We start from the raw sequence: 18925 nt of genomic DNA, 5'->3' as shown, positions 1-18925 counted from the left end.
AAGTTTGGTTGAACTGATAAAATGACTAACGATTTTTTTCTAACGCCAAACAAGTTTCCCTAAAGGGATAAAGCCGGTTGTGTTGGTAGCACACCGGTTTTATTATTTGGGTTAGACATGATAGGTTTGTAAATTATGTCTTCATATTTTTTTTGGGGTTTAGGTTTATATATTTGGTTTTGTTCAATTAGATATAATAATGGTTCTGCCTTTGATGGCTACATTAATTTTACTCCGTTGTAAAATATTAAGCACCTCTTCTACATGCTCGCTCCTATTAATTTTACCTACAAATAGATCTTTATTCATTTCGCCTTTATATTCAACATCAACATTGTACCATCTTGACACTTGCCTCATAATAGTTTGAATATCAGCCTTATTAAACTTAAAATATCCATTTTTCCAAGCTACAGCTTCATCTTCATCAGCAATTTCCACGGAAATTTGAGATTGATCTGCACTAACTGATGCTTGTTGTCCTGGCTTTAAAACTTTTGAATTTCCTCGAAGCACTTCTCCATTGGTAACTTTACTTACCTTAACACTTCCCTCTAACAATGTGGTTTTATCTGCTACTTCATCATCATAAGTATTTACATTAAAATGCGTACCTAATACTTCTATAACTTGGTTCTTTGATTTTACCTTAAAGGGTTGACCTACATTTTTAGCCACTTCGAAATAAGCTTCACCAACAATTTCTACCCGGCGCTCGTTACCATTAAATTTAGTAGGGAAAGTTATTGCAGAAGCTGCATTAAGCCAAACCTTGGTTCCATCTACTAAAATCAACTGATATTGGCCACCTCTAGGTGTACTGATGGTGTTAATACCCGCTGTTGCCTCGGATGTAATTTGATATTGCAATTGACCATCTTTATTCTTAGTAATTACTACACCAGCTTGTTTAGTTAAAACCCCATTAGCCTTATCATTTAAAGTAATTTGCTTGCCGTTTGCCAATGTTAATACTGCTTTATTGCTTCCTGGCTCAACGTTATGTTTACTCGCTTTGGGCTTAACAATTGCAATTTGGTCAGTTGGGTTTTGATTGTTTAATAGCAACAACGTTATACTGCCTATTAAAACAAATACTGCTGCTGCGGCCAACCACTTGTACTTAACTAAAAGTGGGATACGTTTTTCTTCGATCTGTTCTTGCAGCAACTGTTGCTTAATGCTTTGCGAAATTTCATTTTTGATATTTTCTTTTTCAGCCTGGTTTAGATTTAAAAAAGCCTCATCTTCATGATCAAAAAGATTATAGTAAGCGTCTAAAAAAGCCACTTCTTCGGCATTTGCCAAGCCAGCATTGTATTTATTGAGTAGTTCTAAAAACTCTTTTTTATCCATTATTAACCAGGCCATAAATAAGCCTCTAATAAACAGAGCCAGAAACTGGAAATAGTCCCACGAGAAAATGAAATATTTTCTAATTGTAAACGTGTAGCATTAAAACAAAGTACAATAAATCTAAAGACCCTCTCAACTGTGATACACTTTTACCCAATTGATTTTGTACAGTTTTTCTACTGATGTTTAACTTTTCGGCTATTTCTTTGGTTGTTAAATCATCATGAAAGCGCATTCTAAAAATTTCTTGTTGTGCAGGTGTTAGCGTGTTTACTAAGGCTTCGTATTTAATTACAAACTCCTTTCTTAGAACTTCTGCATCAGCATTGTCTTTAGCAACAGATAGATGGGCCAACAGCTCGGGTATTGGTGTAAAACGCTGCTCTTTTTGCATCCATTTAAATACATTGTTTCTAACTGCTGTAAATAAATATGGTGCAAAATGATCTATATTAATGTCATGGCGCTTGTGCCAAACTTGCAAAAATATATCTTGAGTAATATCTTTTGCATAATCTGCGTCTTTTAATCTTTTGTATGCGGCATTATAAACCTGCTCCCAATATTTATCGTATAGGGCATCAAAAGCCAACATATTGTTTTCTTTGATTTGTTGTAGCAACAAATCATCTGCTTCTTTATTTTCTTTCGATTTAAACATTTTGGGAGTAAATCAAAAATATTGAATATTTTGGATTAAACAACCAATTGTACTGTAAAATCTTTAGCTAAGCTAAATTTGAAGCTGTGGAATCAAGATATAAACATACAAATTGCATGTTATTGAAATTACTAAGGAAATCAAAATTTTTACATTGTTTCGGCTGGTGAGACACCAGCCAAAACGTATGAAGAGAAAATTACTTTTTCATCTTCTGATACCTTAACAATCCTTCTAAAAAATAATAATCTGCATAAATTAAAGGCACATCAATTTCTGAATCACTTGGTAAATTACCTGTGTTATGTTTCAACAAAAAATAAGGATTAGCTTGATCTGTATTTAAATACTGATCGGTGCTTAATGATTTCAACATTTTAACTGCAGCATTATAATATTTCTCTTTTTGAGCACCTTTTAAATAAGTACTCAACTCTAACATCGCCGAACTCGCAATTGCCGCCGCAGATGCGTCTCTCGGTGTTTCTTTAAACCTATTTGGATCAAAATTCCAGTCTGGTTTGTAGCCTGCTTGCCCGACATTAAAATCCCAATTTGGTATACCATCGGCAGGTAAAGTAGGATGATTTAAAAAGAAATCGGCCATTTTCACCGCAGTTTTTAAAAATCTTTTATCTTTTGTTTCTCGGTAAGTTGTAGTAAAACCATAAATCCCCCATGCTTGTCCTCTAGCCCAAGTAGATTCGTCTGAAAAACCTTGCAATGTTTGTTTGTGTAATACTTTCCCAGTTTGTGGATCATAATTTACGACATGATAAGATCCATAATCAGTACGCAGATGGTTCTTCATGGTTTGTTCAGCATGTTTAATCGCAATGTTTTTGTAAGTATTGTCTTTGGTAACTTTAGATGCGTAGAACAACAACTCCAAATTCATCATGTTATCCATAATAACTGGGTACTCCCAAGTATTAATATCTCCTTTAGATTTGCGCTGGTTCCAAGACTTGATGCTACCTACAATAGGCGAATAACGTTCAGTTAAAGTTTTTGCCGATTGCAACAATATTTGCTGATATTTTGGGCTATTATCAAATCGTATAGCATTACCATAACTGCAATACATCATAAAACCAATATCATGGTGGTTAGCGTTAAACTGATTGCTTTCTAAGGAATTGGTCCATTTTTGGGCGGCAGTTTTCCATTTTTCATCTTTGGTATATTCATACATGTACCACAAACTTCCTGGCCAAAAGCCACCTGTCCACTCATCAATTTGGTAATACTTTACTGTTCCATTTGGCAAAAATGAATGTGGATAGTTTTTAAAATTATCTCCCGTTAGGTTTAAAAGTGAAGTATACAACGGTGCGGCTGTATCAAAACTTCGCTTTACAAAATCTTCATCTTTGGTTTTTAGTGCAATAAAACTGAACACAACAATTAGTGCTAATAGAAATTTAATTTTACTCATTTTAGTTGGGTTAATAGGTTGCTAAACTTATAAGAGTCTAATTTTGCCAAAACTCCCACCGAAACTCAAAATAAGTTTCACCCTGAAGATTAAAGAGCTTGATATAAATCAATGCTATAAGACTGATATTTCTAAATCTGCAATGACCAGGTGAAACTTGTCACCTCAGATTAATTAATAACTGCTCCGATTTACGCGCCAGATCTGAGCCAAGCAATAGAGATCAGAGGAAAAAACAAAAGGCCTCCTACTCATCGTAAGAAGCCTTTGCCTGTACCCCCAATAGGATTCGAACCTATGACCTACGGTTTAGAAAACCGGTGCTCTATCCAGCTGAGCTATGGAGGCATCCTCAATAAAATAGCTCAAAAATGACCATTTCTTGTTGATGCTGCAAAGATATAAATCCTGCGTTAATATTTTAATATTTTTTCATAATTATTGTTAGTGCGCATAAGTTGATGCAGTACTGTTTTTGTATCTTTTTTCATACAACAATAAAAACACGAATAAAACGTAATAATTAACGTCACAATAAAAAAATCAGTGTCCAGCACCTATTAACAAAAACATAACACACTAGAATTTAAATAAATATCCTAATTTTGCATATCTACTAAAGAACATACCGTGCAGAAAAACCCGATCCTCATCATCTTACTTTTGAGTTTTCCTTATTTGGGATTCACCCAACAAGTTAGCCCTCCAACACAAAACACAGCTAAATCAAAAGACCTTATCATTGACACTGCTGGCAAAAAGCACCCGATGTCGGTACAGCTTCAACTGGGCACGTCTGGCTTAGGAGCAAGTTTTAGATATGGGATTAAACCTCGGCTGACCGCTAGAATGGGTATAAATTCTATTTTTGGCGTGAAAGTAGACAATGCCTTTCAGTTTTCTGGTTTCGATGCCGATAATGAGCTTACTTCTGAAGTAATTAATCTAAACATCTTAGGAGAATACCTCCCTTTTAAAGGAAAATCATTCAAAATAGTGGGTGGTGTTGCCTACCTCGTTAAAGCCGATGGGGGCATTAAGTTTTTCCCCCGCGAGGGATATGATTTTAATGGGTTGATTTTAACGAAAGAAGAAGTTGGCAATTTGGATATCAATCTTTCTTGGAAAGGAATTGCCCCCTATCTGGGCATAGGCTTATTTAACAGCATCCCAAACAAATTATTTAGTGTAAATGTTGATATAGGAGCCTACTACCTAAATCAACCAAAATCAACCGTAACAGGCACAAATTTATTATCAGATAATAAATCGATAGAGCCACAATTAGATAAAAACATGAGCAGTTACCGCTTCTTCCCGGTACTTCAGGTTAATTTCAATTTCAACATCCATAAGTTTAAGAAGGCATGAGAGCAGTATTCGTTAGAGGATTAATTTTAGGTATGGCGCTTTTGATCATTGGCAGCTGTACCAAACCTGACAAGGATATTGTCATCACATTTAATACTGCAAGTCTATTTAAATCACCTTTCTTGGTTCGTTTTGAAAAAGCAAACCCAAATGCCACAACGCAAATTGGCGATTTTGCGATAACCATTTCGGGTAAAGACGCAGCATTGGTTCAAATGGGATCGGGAGGTACAGATTTTAAAGTATCACAAGGTATGATTCCGTTGGCCCTTAGGGGACAGGCCAAGCCAACAAAAGCAAATCCGCTAACATTTGTAATAAATGCAGAAATAGCTGGCTTCGAAACGATCCATAAAACGATCACAGTAACCAATGATTCGTCGCTTGTTTTTATAATACCAGCCTTTGATTTCGTGAAACGGGTTGATGGCACTGCCTTTACAACGATGGAAAATGATTTAAAAGCAGGTGTTACTACAAGTATCATTAACCTAAACACCAGTACAACTGCAACGATGGCAGAAAAAGTTAACCTTACTATTCCGGTAGGTACCGAAATGAGAGATGCCAGCAATAAACTGATTGACGCAAGTATGCTAAAATCTACTTTAATTGCCCATAACAATTCCGCAACTTCGATGGCTGCATTGTTCCCCAGCGGTATTGTTGGACGGAACGCGATTAAAAGCGGGGCTTACGTGCCTTTCGGCGTTAACTTTGTACCTGCAGGAGCAATAAGATTAGTGATGTATGCAGACAATAAGGTAGTTGCCAACTTCTCTAAGCCAATTGAGGTAAGCCAAGAATTACCAGCGGGATTGATTAATTACGACACTAAAGCTGCAGTTAAAGCTGGCGAAACAATTCCGTTATGGTATACTACCGTTGTAAATGGTGAGCAAAGACTAATGACTACTCCGGTAGCGATTACCACAGGTACAGGCGGCAAATTAATAGCCAAGTACACCATCACCACACCTAATATATGGAACCTATCTTGGGGCTGGTCGCCAGTGAAATCCGACCTTAACAAAGAACTGACTATCAATTTTGCGCCATCGCAAGCTCCATTTACGGGTACTTATAACACTTATTTATATACGTCGACCAGTGTTTTCTTAAAAAATTTTACCAATTACCAACCAGCTAGAGATTTTTTCCAAGTTGGAAAATTAGTGAACAATACCACAACGTTTAGTACTATCACAGGGAAATATGGCTATTCATTACCTACTTCGCCCGATGTGCCTTCGGCTAAGGTAGTAGTTTATTCAAGCGCGGGAAAACTAGTTGGACAAAGTGCTTTATTTACACCGGCTACCACAACGAGTATTACCATTAATATAGATAATAGTCCGGTGGTTGTGGTGCCACCAGGACCGGTAACGCCCCCTACTCCAATAGAGTATGTAAATATCACCACCAGTTTTACGAGCAAATGTATTTCCAAAAATATCATCGCACCATTAAATGCGTGGATGACAGTGAATGATGTTACCGACAATACCTTTTCTTATGTCTACATTAAAAATGGTGTAATCGATAACCCAACAGCAAGCATTAAACTAATTGTTGGCCATAAGTTTAAAATAAGCAGCTCTTACAATGGCGTAACTTATAGTACTGGTACTTTCCCTATTTCGAAATCAAATGTTGATATTCCGGCAGCAGCCGAAAATTTTAGCGCAACTTCTACTTATAATTCCGCTACAAGTACCATCTCCATTGTAGGGGTGTTTAGTTTGGAATGTAAATAATCGCATAAAAAAAGGCCGGGATTAATCTGGCCTTTTTGTTAATAATTTCCTGTTATTCCCATTTCCAAGCCCCTTAATTCTGCTAAACCGCGTAAACGGCCAATAGCAGAATAGCCTGGATTGCTAACCTTGTTCAAGTCATCAAGCATTTGGTGACCATGATCTGGTCTAAAAGGTATAGGTGTATCACGTTTTGCGTTTTCGGCTGTAACAGCCTTCATTACTTCGAACATATTTACATCACCGCCTAAATGGTCTGCCTCGTAGAAATTCCCTTCTTCATCTTTGGTTACATTACGCAAATGCAAGAAGTAAACCCGTTTTTTTACAGCTTCAAAAATCTCAACCAAATCGTTATCCATCCCTGCTCCTAATGAGCCTGTACAATAACAAATACCGTTAAATTCTTGGTCTACACTCCTTAAAATATCTACCAAATCTGCTTTACTACTAGCAATACGTGGTAAGCCTAAAATTGAATAAGGAGGATCATCAGGATGGATAGTCATTTTAATACCATGTTGGTTACAAGTGTCGGCAATACCCGTTAAGAACAAGGCCAAATTAGCCTTAAGGCCTTCCCTGCCTATTGCATTGTATTCATTAATAGAAGCACGTAGGGCTTCCATCTCAATTTCTTTTTCGTTCGGAATTCCCATCAGCACGTTGGTTCTAAGCAAGTCTAGCTCGCTTGCACTCATGATTGCATATTTGGCCTTGGCTTTGGCTAAAATATCTTCGCTATAGTCTGCCGAAGCATTTTCTCGCTTAAAGAGGTATAAATCGAAAATTGCCAGATCTGTCCAGTTAAAATATAAAGCCTTCGAGCCATCATCCATCGTTAGATCTAACTGCGTGCGAGTCCAGTCCAGTACCGGCATAAAATTATAGCAAACTGTTTTAATTCCACAAGCAGCTAGGTTCTTTAATGAAGTATTATAGTTCTCCAGGTATTTACCCGCATCGGCTCTATTTGTTTTAATAGCCTCGTGCACAGGAACACTTTCCACTACCGACCAAGTTAAGCCGGCCGCTTCGATAAGAGCCTTACGTTCTTGTATATCGGCTAAAGGCCAAATATCGCCATGCGGAATATGGTGTAACGCAGTAACAATGCCAGTTGCACCTGCCTGTTTAACATCTTGTAAGCTTACAGGGTCTACCGGACCATACCAGCGCCAAGTTTGTTCGAGTTTATTCATTTGTGGTTTTTTCGTTTTTGGGTGTTTAGATGTTTGGGTTCAATCGATCAGGATTTGAGCTCCGAATTTTCAACTTTACATTTTGGTTTATAAGTACCGCCTAAGATAAGCGAAAATTAAAACGAAGGCAAAAATACTTACGTAAACGTTAGCGTAACTTTACACCCTGCTTCCTCAATAAAGCTTCAATATAGTAATAGTCGGCATAGTTAATGGGCACATCGACCTCAGATTTTGCTGGGCGATGACCTGTGCTATGCGCTAAAATAAACCCGTAATTGTCGCCTAGTTTGTTAGTGTAATTTGCAGTGCCTAAAGAAGCTAAGATCTTATCGGCTGCAGCTTTATATCGCTTGCCATTTCTACTATACCCTGTCAGTTCATACAAAGCCGAAGCAGTAATCGCAGCAGCTGAGGCATCTCTGGAAGCATTAGGGATTTCGGGGTCGTTGTAGTCCCAAAACGGAATACCATCATCAGGGGTTACTTTACTATTTAAGATAAAACCTGCAATACCTTCAGCCTGTGCTAAGTAAATAGGATCTTTAGTATAACGATAACATAAGGTATAACCGTATAACGCCCAGGCCTGTCCGCGTGCCCAAGCCGATTCATTGGCATAACCTTGCGCAGTTAATTTATTGCGTACATTTCCCGTTTCAATATCATAATCAATTACATGCCATGAACTGAAATCCGGTCTAAAATGATTTTTCATGGTTGTATTAGCATGGGTAACAGCCAGTTTATAGAAAGAAGAATCGCCAGTAAGTTTAGTTGCTTCGAATAACAGTTCCAAATTCATCATGTTATCAATAATTACCGGATACTTCCACTTATCGGTGTTATGATCCCAAGATTTGATAACGCCAGCTTTAACATTAAACCTGGTAGCTAATGACTTTGCCGCCTGGATAATAATTGGCTTATAGGCCTCATCTTTGGTAATACGATAGCCATTGCCAAAGGGACCATAAATCATAAACCCTAAGTCGTGGGTTGTGGTGTTAAACTGCTCCTTTTTAATGTCATCTGTATATTTTTTTGCTAAGGTAAGCCATTTTTCGTCTTTGGTATAGGCATAAAAATACCAGAGTTGTGAAGGAAAAAAACCACTGGTCCAATCCCTCGAAACTACCATTTTAAACTGACCGTTCTCTACTGTTCGCGGTGACACAAAAGTAGGCTTAAGGATACGCGCCGAATCAACATGCCTAACAAGAACATCGGTTTGCTTCATGGCGGCAGTCATAGCCTTTTGTGCGTTCACTGCTAACGCAAAGATTAAAAGTACTCCTATCAAATTAATTTTCAATCTCATATCTCTATATTTTATTTTTATCCTCCTTACATCCAAATCAGGCCATGCCTAATGGGTAAATTTCTAATTACTTCTTCATTTGTGGGTTTCAATTCTAATTCTTTCCAGGTATCAAACCAATTTTGATGCTTAAAAGTGTTTGCTCCAAATAATAAGAATGGCTGAGCAACCGGCCAGTTTTCCCAAAACATAACATCCGGTTTTAACGTCCACTTACTTTTATCCGCAATAAACGGATGCAAATAGGTAATTCCTTTTTTAATCGACTTTCCATCGGCAGTCTCAAAGTCCCACAGGTTATCATTTTTCACGGAAAGAATCTGACAGATCATCGTCATGGCATCTAAATTAAAAATTGAATATCCATAGGGCTTCGTTCGTACCAGCTCCAATGGAAAACTCCCGTCTACAGCCATTTGCCTTGGCAGCAATACATTTTTATAACGCCATCTTAAGGAATCGAGCATAGGCTGATCATCACAAAGTTTAGCGAAGGAAGCAACCTGCATTACCCAGCAGGTACTGTGGTTATTTTTAGCTAATTTTTCGGCTACTCCATTTTTACTGGTATTAAGCCATAATATATAATCAGAAAACCATTTCTTGGTAGCCAATAAAATACTGCTATCAAATGACTTTGCCTTCTGCATAACGATGATTCCCTGGGCTACTTCCATCAAATGGATGGTATCTATAATACCCCAGCTTCTGCCTGTTGCAGACCCAATTACTGCTTGTGCAAAGGATAAATCAGGGTTCATTAAAGTTTCTGCATCTACAAACCAAGCCCTAATGTGGACTAGTGAACGCTTAACATATTTTTCATCACCTGTAAGCTGATATGCTGAAGCCAAAGCACCGATAATTGTACTAAACCTGATCATGGCCTTACGATGGGCCACAAAATTATTAGGATTAGATTGGCCATCACGGTTAATATAGGGGCCAGTTGGATTAGCAGGATTGGGCCAAAAATAATCGCCTTGAGAAAAGAAGTCGTGCTTTCCGCCCGTACTTAAGGGCGAGCTTTCTGCGGTAACTGTAATGGGCGCTTGCTTCATAGCCCACGCAGCCTCGGTTAAAATTTGGTTCTTTAGAATGGCTACGGCTTGCTTTTTAATAGCCTCTTGCGCAAAAGTTGCAAGGCCAAACAAACTTAATATAAAGGTTATTGTTATTTTTTTCATATTATTAATTTAGACTTAGGAAATTTCCCACAGCTCTTGGCCCGTTCAAACTTCGAAAGTCTTTACTCAAAGAATACTGTTGGAATACCCTTAGACTGAACAGCAATCACATTTTTTGCTCCATTTGTTTTTACTTTAATCATTGCTCTGCCATTATACATTTGTACTTTGGCAGATCCTATGGACGTTCCTCGATCACGAATCAATTCCCCATCTCCTACCAAAGTGAAAGAAACCTGATTTGCAGCATCTAAGCATTGAACACCATTGGCATCAAACACCTTAGCTTCAAGCGTAAGTACCCCATCTTTTTCCTCCACTTTTTCTAAAGTCATTTTTGCAGGTTTGTCCCATTTTGCTGTCTGGTAAAACTGGGTAATTTCATCTGCTACCGTAATCTTCCCTTTTTTAGCCACAACTTTAAGTGTATACTTACCATTGGTCATAGGCACTTGCCAGCGCAAACCGGCAGCTGGAAAATCCTGACTATTTCTTTTTCTTATGCCGACGCTTTTGTCGTTTACAAACAATTCGGCTTCGTCGCAGTTCGAATATACTTTGATCATTTTCTCCTCGCCTTCGCTGCCCCAGCGAGTTGGCCAACTGTGTCCATACAAGTGCACCATGGGCACGGTAGTCCAATACGATTGAAAAATATAAAAGGCCTCCTTTTTAGTGAAATCACGTTCAACAACCCCTTTCTGATTTACATAAGGCACGGGATTTTCGGGCCTGATGGGAGTTGAAAAATCTTTGAATGGCCAGTAAGCTGTACCACTAAGCCAAGGCATAGTTTCTTGCTCTTTTAAGTGCCAATCAATTAAATTGGCTATATAACTTTCACTCCAATCGCCATCTTTGCTTACCCTTGCAGCACCTCCATATAAGGAAGCGTCGCCAGCGCGTTCATCGGCACCGCCACCTTTTTTAATCTTACTTAAGGCATTATCGGGGTTTTCCGAATGGCGACGAGCATGACTATCTCCGCCCCATTCTACGTGTAAAAAGCGATCAGATTTATTAAATTCTGTGAGCGACACATCTTTGTATTCAGTATAATCACCTCGATACCAGCCTGCCCAAATTGAAGGAGAATATACGTCGACAATATCTCTGCAAAAATCACATCTTCTAATAGCTGTACTCCTCGAGGGGTCTAATTGGTGCGAAAGGGTGTTCAACTCTGTCATAAATGCTCTTATCTTTTGCTGATCAAATTCAGGGAAATCGCCTGGCCAATCATTTTCGTTCCCTAAGCCCCAGATAATAATGGCCGGATGATTATAATGTTGCTCAATCATATTCGTAAGCATCCTTTTGGCTTGCGCCTGATAAATTGGACCACCTAAACCCCCACGGCACCAGGGAATTTCTTCCCAAACCAAAATCCCTAAACTGTCGCACAGGTCAAGTACAATACGTGATTGCTGATAATGACCTAATCTGATGAAATTTACCCCCATTTCCTTCATCATCTTCATTTCGGTAGTAATCATCTCCTCGGTCATAGCCGCTGCAACACCAGCATGGTCTTCGTGACGATGTGTTCCTCTTAACAGCAAACGCTTGCCATTGAGCATAAATGGCCCCTTTTTAACGAACTCAAAATTCCTAAAGCCTATCCGTTCTGAGAGGGATGACTCGCCAATATCTACCTTCACGGTATACCGTTGGGGTACGTCGGTAGACCATAACTTTGGTGACTTTACCGTAGTCTCCCAAAGAAGTGAGTCGCCCGAGAAAGCACTTATGTCCTTTCTAAAGTTGGCGATGCTTTTCCCACTTGGATCAACAATGGCAATATTAACTTGAGTGGCTTTTAGCTGATCTGGATTGAATAACCGTGCTTTGATGCTTACCTTACCTACATTACCTTTTGCATCAACAGTTGCATGGGCAAATACTTTATCGACAGATAATTGCGGTGCATATATAAGGTTTACATAACGATAAAGTCCGCCATAAACGTTAAAATCCGATAAACTAGAAGGTATCATTTCCAGATCTCTCGAATTATCGCAACGAATTATGAGCGGGATTTTACCTTTAAATTGCGTTTTAAAAACAGGCAACAGTTTAAAATCTGCTATGGCTTTTGTTAAATCAATTGTCCATTCGTCATAGCCTCCTACATGTTCGGCAACTTTAGTGTTATAAATATACACTGCTGTTTTCTGTCCGGCACCTTCAAAATGCAAAAGTGTTCTGCCTTTGCCATAGGGGTTTTCAACCGTTAAGTTAGTACGATACCATCCGGGACCCTGATAGTAGTTTACATCGGGATCTACCGCATCTATTGCATTAAAACAATGAGGCAAGCTTACCTTCTGCCAAAATGGAAGCTCTTCGGGCTGACCAACTTTAACTGGTCTAACTGCCTCCCAAACGCCACCTAAATCTTGTTTTACAAATTCCCAATCATTATTTAATCTCTGCGAAGTTTGTGCCTGCAACTTGTTTGCAAACAACAACATCAATAAAAAGAACTTCGTAACTCTCTTCAACCATTTTTTCTTCTGCATCTATCTAAAACTTTTCGTAATCTGATTTAATAAATAACCTTTTTTGTCGGAATGATATTCCCAAAACATAACTCCACCCAATTTATGTTGAAGTACATACTCGCATTTATGGGCAACCGACCATTCATTATCATAGCTAATAAATTGTTTGGTTCCGGCATTGAACATGAATGGCGCCTTAGCGTCTTCGTCTTTATAAGCAACAAAACCTTTTTGATTAATCAAACTGTCTTTTAAAAAGGTAAAACCTTTACCATAGTGATTAACCATAGAAACAATACTATCTCCCAATCCCTTCTGGGCACTCGGACTGAGTGTTAAATTGCGACCGTAAAATGCGAGGCCGATTACGATCTTTGAAGCCGGTACTCCTGCATTGATATAAGCTTTAATGGCTTTATCGGCCGAATGCACTGATGGATAACTTTTAGAAGCGTATAAATTGGTATGGTGACATGCAACTTTGTTCGGATAGTAATCATAAGTCATCAAGTTGACAAAATCTAGATATTGTTGAGCCTTGCCCATATCAGTCTGATCTAGAAAAGAAGTAAACCCACCCGTAGCCGTGGTTAACAATTTTTTTTTACCAGTTTCCTTCGCCAAAATATCAAGTTCTTTCCTAAGCTCTTTGAACATCAATGTAAAGTTTTCTTCGTCCTCCTTGCGATATACATTTCCTTCCTCGCCCGGAATTCCAGGATATTCCCAGTCTATATCCACTCCGTCTAATTGATGTTCACGAATAAGATTTACAGCACTTACGGCAAATCGCTTTCGTAGTGAATCTGTTAAAACCGCGTCAGAAAAATTCTCACTCCATGCCCAACCACCAATAGAAATTAAAAGCTGTAAAGAGGGGTTTTTCTGCTTGAGCGTGTTCAGCCTTTTAAAATTCTCCACATCTCTTTTATAGTCTTCAAGATGAGCCTCGTTGTTCTTGATATTTACAAAAGCATAATTGATGTGCGTTAACTGAGTTGCATCAATGGTTTCGGCGTTAATCAAACCATTAAATCCCACTACATAGCCAATAACTACGGGCTTTTGATCAGGCTTTTTCATGCCTAACGACCCAAAAAAAACAATCGACATTAAGCAGATCGTCGCTATGCCATTCCTTAATTTGCTCATATCCTATTTATTTTTATCATGAAACATAGCCAAAACCTTTAATTAATTCTCTTGACTTCTAGCGCGTTTAAAACTGGCTTTCCCTGAATTCCTTTGAATAGCAGTTTCAATCCCTTATCATCAGCCACGAGACACTCAAACTTCTTTACTACACTCTTGGCCACACCATGGGTCGCGGCTAAATTTAAATCATTAATTATTAGTTTATCATTTAAATATACATCGAAAATTCTTTGTTCAGGTATTATTTTATCAACCGCAATTAAGCTATCCAGATTATAAGGAAGCATAGACTGTATTCCATTTCCCATTAGTTCTGCAAAATGTAAAGTAACCTCATATTTACCCTTTGGCACATCTAATTGATACCCATCTAAACCAACGAGTTGGGTTTGATAGATCGGATCATTGGCCGTGCCCTTGATATTGCTATCGGTACCATAACTTTGCCTGCTCGTACTTTTTACTTTAAAAGGCTCACCCCCAATATTGCCCCATGAACCATTTTCATAAAGCTGACTAGGCAACCAAATGCTATGCTGTTTTGGGTCAATAAACTGACGTTTACTACCCATTAGAATATGTATGCTATGAAAAGGCAGATGCTGTTTAAATTGATGGGGGAAGAGTTTAAAATCGATGACACTTTGATCTTCAATTTTAACACCATTGACCCATGCAACAGCTTTAATTTCATTTTTGCCATGCTTAAAAGAAACATTCCAATTGGTTATGTGCGCTAAGACATCCTTTTTTCCTAAACTTTTTCCATTCACGAATAAGGTTACCTCACTGGCATTACTAAACACCTGAAGCGGCTGGTCCAGTGTGGTTGCTCCTCTCCAGTTCCAGCTACCATCACCGATTTTAACATAGGGTTTGGGATTGAAATAAGCTTTATAAAGGTAAAACGTATTCTTTGGCTTCCTATCAAGCGTTAGCAATCCTTTATTATTAACATGAGGCATGGTTTCGCTCCTGGTTTCAGAGCTAAAGTCGGATAAGTTCCAAGCAAAGGCACCCGCTACGAAAGGCCGCTTTAAAATATCATTGATATAAATTTGATGATATAACATCCCATATTCCAAACTCTTATCAAAACGAATAGCGGCAGAAGAGTGGAGTCTTGGATCAACATCAGCACCGTATTCTGTAACCAACAGTGGCTTATCCGGAATCTGCGCATGAATTTTATCTAAGTTTGGTCCAAAATCTTCTGATTTACCGCCATACCAGCCTTGATAAAGATTCCATCCCACCAATTGTGGAATTTTAACCAATCCTGCATTAACATAGCCGTTCACATCGCCATGGTTACTCATCATCGTATAGCGGGTAGGATCGGTGGCTCTCGTTAAATCTTCTAATCTTTGTGCTAATAATGCAATGTTATTCAAATAAATGAGCTTCCGATTCGGATCCTTCTGATGGCGCATTTTAAGCAAAACCTCATTCATGTAAGCCCATATAATTACGCTCGGATGATTGTAGTTCTGCTTGATCATTTCCACCTGCATTTGCTTGCAGTTATTTGAAAAAGCCTCCGATTCGGTAATTTCATTAACTATAGGTATTTCTACAGAGGTTAAAACACCTAGCCTATCGCAAGCGTCGAGTACCGCCTGAGCTTGTGGATAATGCGCAACACGTAAGAAATTGCCTCCCATTTCTTTTAAAAGTTTGACATCATTAACCTGTAAATGATTTGGAACGGCATTACCCATACCCGCAAAATCTTGATGCCTACTAGCGCCAATTAATTTGTAAGGTTCGCCATTTAAGAAGAAGCCTTTTGCAGCATCGAAGCTAAAAAACCTACAACCTACACTGGTTTTCACTTCATCTAATATTTTGCCGGTTTTGGTGTGGATAATACGTGTTGTGGTGTTGTAAAGATAAGGCTGCGATGGCGACCATAAATTAGGCTTTGAAATGACGATTTCGGGTAGTTCAAAAGCAATTGCTTGGTTCAAACGAGCCGACACCTGCATTTTGGCTTCGCCTATTTTCTTTCCGTCGTTAGTAGAAAGTAAGGTTGCGATGGTAAGCTGTTGAACTGTATTAGCACGGTTAATAAAATTGCCATTTACAACTACCGAGGCTTGCTGTTTGCTCACTTTCTCTGCACGTACAAAAACACCATTCGATGCGTATTGGTCGTCCACAAAATGGACCTGATCAAGCACCAAGAGCGAAACATTCCGGTAGATGCCACCAAAGAAAGTAAAATCGCCAGTTAAAGGTGCAATATCTTCATTGTGGCGGTTGTTAACCTTAACTTCAATTTCGTCGGCGCCATTAAACTTTGCACTTCTTAAAGGGATTGTAAAAGCCGTATATCCACCTAGGTGGTCACCAATTTTTACGCCATTCAAATAGACTTCAGTTTCCTGATTTGCTCCTTCAAAATAGAGGTACATACTTTTTGTTTTCCAGGCTTGGTTTAAATTTATTCTCTTCTTATACCAGCCAATTCCCCGATAATATCCAGGTTCATCGTCCATGGTATCAAAGGCATTCCAGGTATGAGGCAAATTAACTTGCTGCCATTTAGAAATTGATTTAATCCCTTTGTGATCGGCATCTTTAGCGAATGACCAATTTTGATTTATACTAATAGATTTTCTGAGATCTTGTGCAAAACCAGTAAAACTTAATAGCAGGAAGATAATGGGAAGATATGTTTTCAAACGAAAGGATTAAGCGGAGAAGACTTACGAAGTCTAATTAGCCACAGCGTGCTAAACTTCGTAAGTCTTTCGATTCTTTAAATAAATTATTTAACTTCTAGGAAGCGTTTAAATGCCTGAGAAAAATTGCCAACTGTATACTGACTAGTTTCATTTTTTACGATGTTGATTTCGATCTTTCTTGTACCAGGAACTGTGCTATTTAACAGTTTGATATAAATCGTGTCAACTGCAGCTTTAGCTTGTGAAAATTTCAAGCTGTACTGACCGTTGGTCGGCTGAATTACATTACCGGTCTTGTCTACGAAGTTAAAGTCTTGGCCCACAACAGCTGGATTAGCCTGGCCCGTGGATATTAACGTGTATTTGGCTTCTGGATCATATGCTCTGGTATAAACAGAATGAAACTGTACCGGGAATTTTACCAGCGTAGTTTGCGCCCTGGGTACTGATACAGTGGTTGTATTATTCCATGGAAGAAAGCCTGCGTAATAATAATTTTCAAACTCTGGCAATCCAGCAGGATACTCCCTATCTTCTTTGCAAGCCGTAAAAGTGGCAGCTATTAAAGTGAGGAATACGATTAATATATTTGATGTTTTCATCTTTAAAATTTTAAAATAATGTTTGGTATTAATTATTGCCAACCTGGGTTTTGCTTCACATTTCCATCACTAAGCGTAATTTCTTGCAAAGGAACCGGATATAGGTAATCTCTGGCCGGGTTAAAGTTTCGGGTAGCTGCAGCCTCAGTAATTAATACTCCATCTGCGTTTAACTTTAAAGCAGACGCATTGGTACCTGTCCATTCGCTTGCGATGTATTTTCCACCCAATATATCTTTTGGTAGCACATTTTCCGCAATTTTCCAGCGAATTAAGTCACCATACCTAAAATACTCCAATGCTAATTCAACCGTTCGCTCTCTTCTTATCTCTTCACGCATACTTAAGCCATTCATGGTAATGAAAGCATTCGTTAATTTTGGAGCGAAACCCGCTCTGGCTCTTAAAGCATTAACTGTCAAGTCCAAATCCGCATCAGTTATAGATCCATTAAGCTCAAATTTTGCTTCCGCTAAGATTAATAATACCTCTGCATAACGGATATGAATTCTTTGAACCGTCGCACTGTTGTTAATGGCCCAATCGGCTGGATCGAAGCCTTTTTTTCCGGCATAGGCCGTTCTAGATCCTAGCGAAGTTTGCGGAACCCATGGACGCTGATAAGAAGCTTCTCCCGCGCGATATACCAATGTTGATAAACGAGGATCTCTGTTGTCCAAAATAGTGTTATAGCTGGTTTCGGCTGCCTCTGGAACAAACAAGGCTGAGCGTTTAGCAGAGGGTGTGTGCCCATCCACATTCCATGCAGGTAAACCATCCGTATAAAGGTATTGGCGGATTAAATTACGGGTCGGTGCAATACGACCGTTTTCCAGATCTCGGGAAGTGTTATGGGTTAATATTGTAAGGGCATATAATTTTACGAAGATGTTCTCTGTATTGGAAGCACCATCTCCCGAATGGTTAAATTCTCCCAAATAACTAGGAAATAGTTTGTGACCTTGGCCCATTACCGCGGTAGCGGCGGTTACTGCAATGTTTAAATGGTTTTCCCATCCAACTGCACCATGAAACTTTGCGCGTGTTCCCTCAAATAATGCCACTCTCGCCTTTAATGCCCAGGCGCTACTTTTTGTTACCCGACCATAATGTATCGCAGGTAAGGCAGCTCGCGTAGGTAACCATTCTCCTGCAAAATCAAGATCATCATAAATTGCTTTAGCAACGCTTTCCCTAGAGGATCTTCCCATTTTAAGATCGGGATCGTCTACGCTTAATGTTTTCAAAACCAATGGCACATCGCCATACTTTTCAATTAACCTCGAATAGGCAAATGCTCTAAAGAAACGTGCTTCTGCGAAGTATCGGTTTTTGATGGCCTCATTTACTTTTGCTTTACCACCCTTTTCGAGAATGTTATTAGCGGTGAAAATCATGTCGTATGGATCGCTCCAATTGCCATCGGTACCTGGTATACCCCTAGTACCAGAACTTACAGTATTGATAGATTGATTGGTGTTATCATCCGCTCTATTATCGGGCCCATAACCTCCCAACTGTTGATAAAGCCTGTTGGATGCATTCATTAAATCTGTTTCTGTGTTCCAAAAATCAACATCAGAAAAATTTGTTTCAGGAAACCTGTCCAGCTTTTCACAACTCGTTAACCCTAGGGTTGCTGCAAAAATTGCTGTGATAATTATTTTATTTAATCTCATAA

13 protein-coding genes and 1 tRNA gene are annotated in these 18925 nt (G+C 38.8%); 2 read left to right on the top strand and 12 right to left on the bottom strand.

The features are described from left to right. Positions 1-183: 183 nt before the first annotated feature. The 4 genes from BM207_RS05185 to BM207_RS05170 form a co-directional block, all read right to left on the bottom strand. Positions 184-1371, bottom strand: a complete 1188-nt coding sequence (locus tag BM207_RS05185; protein WP_090992486.1) for a FecR family protein — start codon at positions 1369-1371, stop codon at positions 184-186. A gap of 64 nt (positions 1372-1435) precedes the next feature. Beyond that, positions 1436-2017: an RNA polymerase sigma factor gene (locus BM207_RS05180; protein WP_090992485.1), complete on the bottom strand. Its 582-nt coding sequence runs from the start codon at positions 2015-2017 to the stop codon at positions 1436-1438. A 199-nt stretch (positions 2018-2216) separates the two neighbouring features. Beyond that, entirely contained in the window at positions 2217-3455 is a 1239-nt protein-coding gene (locus tag BM207_RS05175; protein ID WP_090992484.1) for a glycoside hydrolase family 88 protein, read from the bottom strand. Positions 3456-3729: 274 nt separating this feature from the next. Then, positions 3730-3803, bottom strand: a tRNA-Arg gene (locus BM207_RS05170). Between the two features lie 282 nt (positions 3804-4085). Between BM207_RS05170 and BM207_RS05165 the strand changes: the two genes are divergently transcribed. Then, complete coding sequence (locus BM207_RS05165) at positions 4086-4826, top strand: hypothetical protein (protein WP_090992483.1); 741 nt, start codon at positions 4086-4088, stop codon at positions 4824-4826. Then, the gene (locus BM207_RS05160) at positions 4823-6583 is read left to right on the top strand and encodes a hypothetical protein (protein WP_090992482.1); all 1761 of its coding nucleotides are present in this window, start codon (positions 4823-4825) and stop codon (positions 6581-6583) included. The genes BM207_RS05165 and BM207_RS05160 overlap by 4 nt, the downstream gene beginning before the upstream one ends. Positions 6584-6621: 38 nt before the next feature. Here BM207_RS05160 and uxuA read toward each other — a convergent pair whose 3' ends face one another. The 8 genes from uxuA to BM207_RS05120 form a co-directional block, all read right to left on the bottom strand. After that, entirely contained in the window at positions 6622-7785 is a 1164-nt protein-coding gene (gene uxuA, locus BM207_RS05155; RefSeq protein ID WP_090992481.1) for a mannonate dehydratase, read from the bottom strand. 148 nt (positions 7786-7933) lie between these two features. After that, the gene (locus BM207_RS05150) at positions 7934-9106 is read right to left on the bottom strand and encodes a glycoside hydrolase family 88 protein (RefSeq protein WP_090992480.1); all 1173 of its coding nucleotides are present in this window, start codon (positions 9104-9106) and stop codon (positions 7934-7936) included. Positions 9107-9132: 26 nt separating this feature from the next. After that, complete coding sequence (locus BM207_RS05145) at positions 9133-10293, bottom strand: alginate lyase family protein (protein WP_090992479.1); 1161 nt, start codon at positions 10291-10293, stop codon at positions 9133-9135. Between the two features lie 62 nt (positions 10294-10355). After that, complete coding sequence (locus BM207_RS05140) at positions 10356-12815, bottom strand: glycoside hydrolase family 2 TIM barrel-domain containing protein (RefSeq protein ID WP_090992478.1); 2460 nt, start codon at positions 12813-12815, stop codon at positions 10356-10358. After that, the gene (locus BM207_RS05135; RefSeq protein ID WP_245768030.1) at positions 12816-13949 is read right to left on the bottom strand and encodes a glycoside hydrolase family 18 protein; all 1134 of its coding nucleotides are present in this window, start codon (positions 13947-13949) and stop codon (positions 12816-12818) included. A gap of 38 nt (positions 13950-13987) precedes the next feature. Further along, on the bottom strand, positions 13988-16639 hold the full coding sequence (locus BM207_RS05130; RefSeq protein WP_090992477.1) for a glycoside hydrolase family 2 TIM barrel-domain containing protein: 2652 nt from the start codon (positions 16637-16639) through the stop codon (positions 13988-13990). Positions 16640-16725: 86 nt separating this feature from the next. Next, on the bottom strand, positions 16726-17244 hold the full coding sequence (locus tag BM207_RS05125) for a hypothetical protein (protein ID WP_218155021.1): 519 nt from the start codon (positions 17242-17244) through the stop codon (positions 16726-16728). Between the two features lie 32 nt (positions 17245-17276). Further along, positions 17277-18923 carry a RagB/SusD family nutrient uptake outer membrane protein gene (locus BM207_RS05120; protein ID WP_090992531.1) on the bottom strand — a complete coding sequence of 549 codons (1647 nt, stop codon included), beginning with the start codon at positions 18921-18923 and terminating at the stop codon, positions 17277-17279. Positions 18924-18925 lie beyond the last annotated feature (2 nt).

Origin of the sequence: Pedobacter insulae (assembly GCF_900113525.1) — a bacterium.
In the GTDB taxonomy this organism is placed as follows: Bacteria; Bacteroidota; Bacteroidia; order Sphingobacteriales; family Sphingobacteriaceae; genus Pedobacter; species Pedobacter insulae.
The sequence above is the reverse complement of the archived record's forward strand: the minus strand, read 5'-3'. Positions and strand labels throughout refer to the sequence as shown.

What these genes read in the sequence shown, in the direction of transcription:
- BM207_RS05180 (WP_090992485.1), bottom strand. Translation starts at nt 2,017, where the DNA reads ATGTTTAAATCGAAAGAAAATAAAGAAGCAGATGATTTGTTGCTACAA.
- BM207_RS05140 (WP_090992478.1), bottom strand. Translation starts at nt 12,815, where the DNA reads ATGCAGAAGAAAAAATGGTTGAAGAGAGTTACGAAGTTCTTTTTATTG.
- uxuA (WP_090992481.1), bottom strand. Translation starts at nt 7,785, where the DNA reads ATGAATAAACTCGAACAAACTTGGCGCTGGTATGGTCCGGTAGACCCT.
- BM207_RS05150 (WP_090992480.1), bottom strand. Translation starts at nt 9,106, where the DNA reads ATGAGATTGAAAATTAATTTGATAGGAGTACTTTTAATCTTTGCGTTA.
- BM207_RS05145 (WP_090992479.1), bottom strand. Translation starts at nt 10,293, where the DNA reads ATGAAAAAAATAACAATAACCTTTATATTAAGTTTGTTTGGCCTTGCA.
- BM207_RS05160 (WP_090992482.1), top strand. Translation starts at nt 4,823, where the DNA reads ATGAGAGCAGTATTCGTTAGAGGATTAATTTTAGGTATGGCGCTTTTG.
- BM207_RS05125 (WP_218155021.1), bottom strand. Translation starts at nt 17,244, where the DNA reads ATGAAAACATCAAATATATTAATCGTATTCCTCACTTTAATAGCTGCC.
- BM207_RS05120 (WP_090992531.1), bottom strand. Translation starts at nt 18,923, where the DNA reads ATGAGATTAAATAAAATAATTATCACAGCAATTTTTGCAGCAACCCTA.
- BM207_RS05135 (WP_245768030.1), bottom strand. Translation starts at nt 13,949, where the DNA reads ATGAGCAAATTAAGGAATGGCATAGCGACGATCTGCTTAATGTCGATT.
- BM207_RS05185 (WP_090992486.1), bottom strand. Translation starts at nt 1,371, where the DNA reads ATGGCCTGGTTAATAATGGATAAAAAAGAGTTTTTAGAACTACTCAAT.
- BM207_RS05175 (WP_090992484.1), bottom strand. Translation starts at nt 3,455, where the DNA reads ATGAGTAAAATTAAATTTCTATTAGCACTAATTGTTGTGTTCAGTTTT.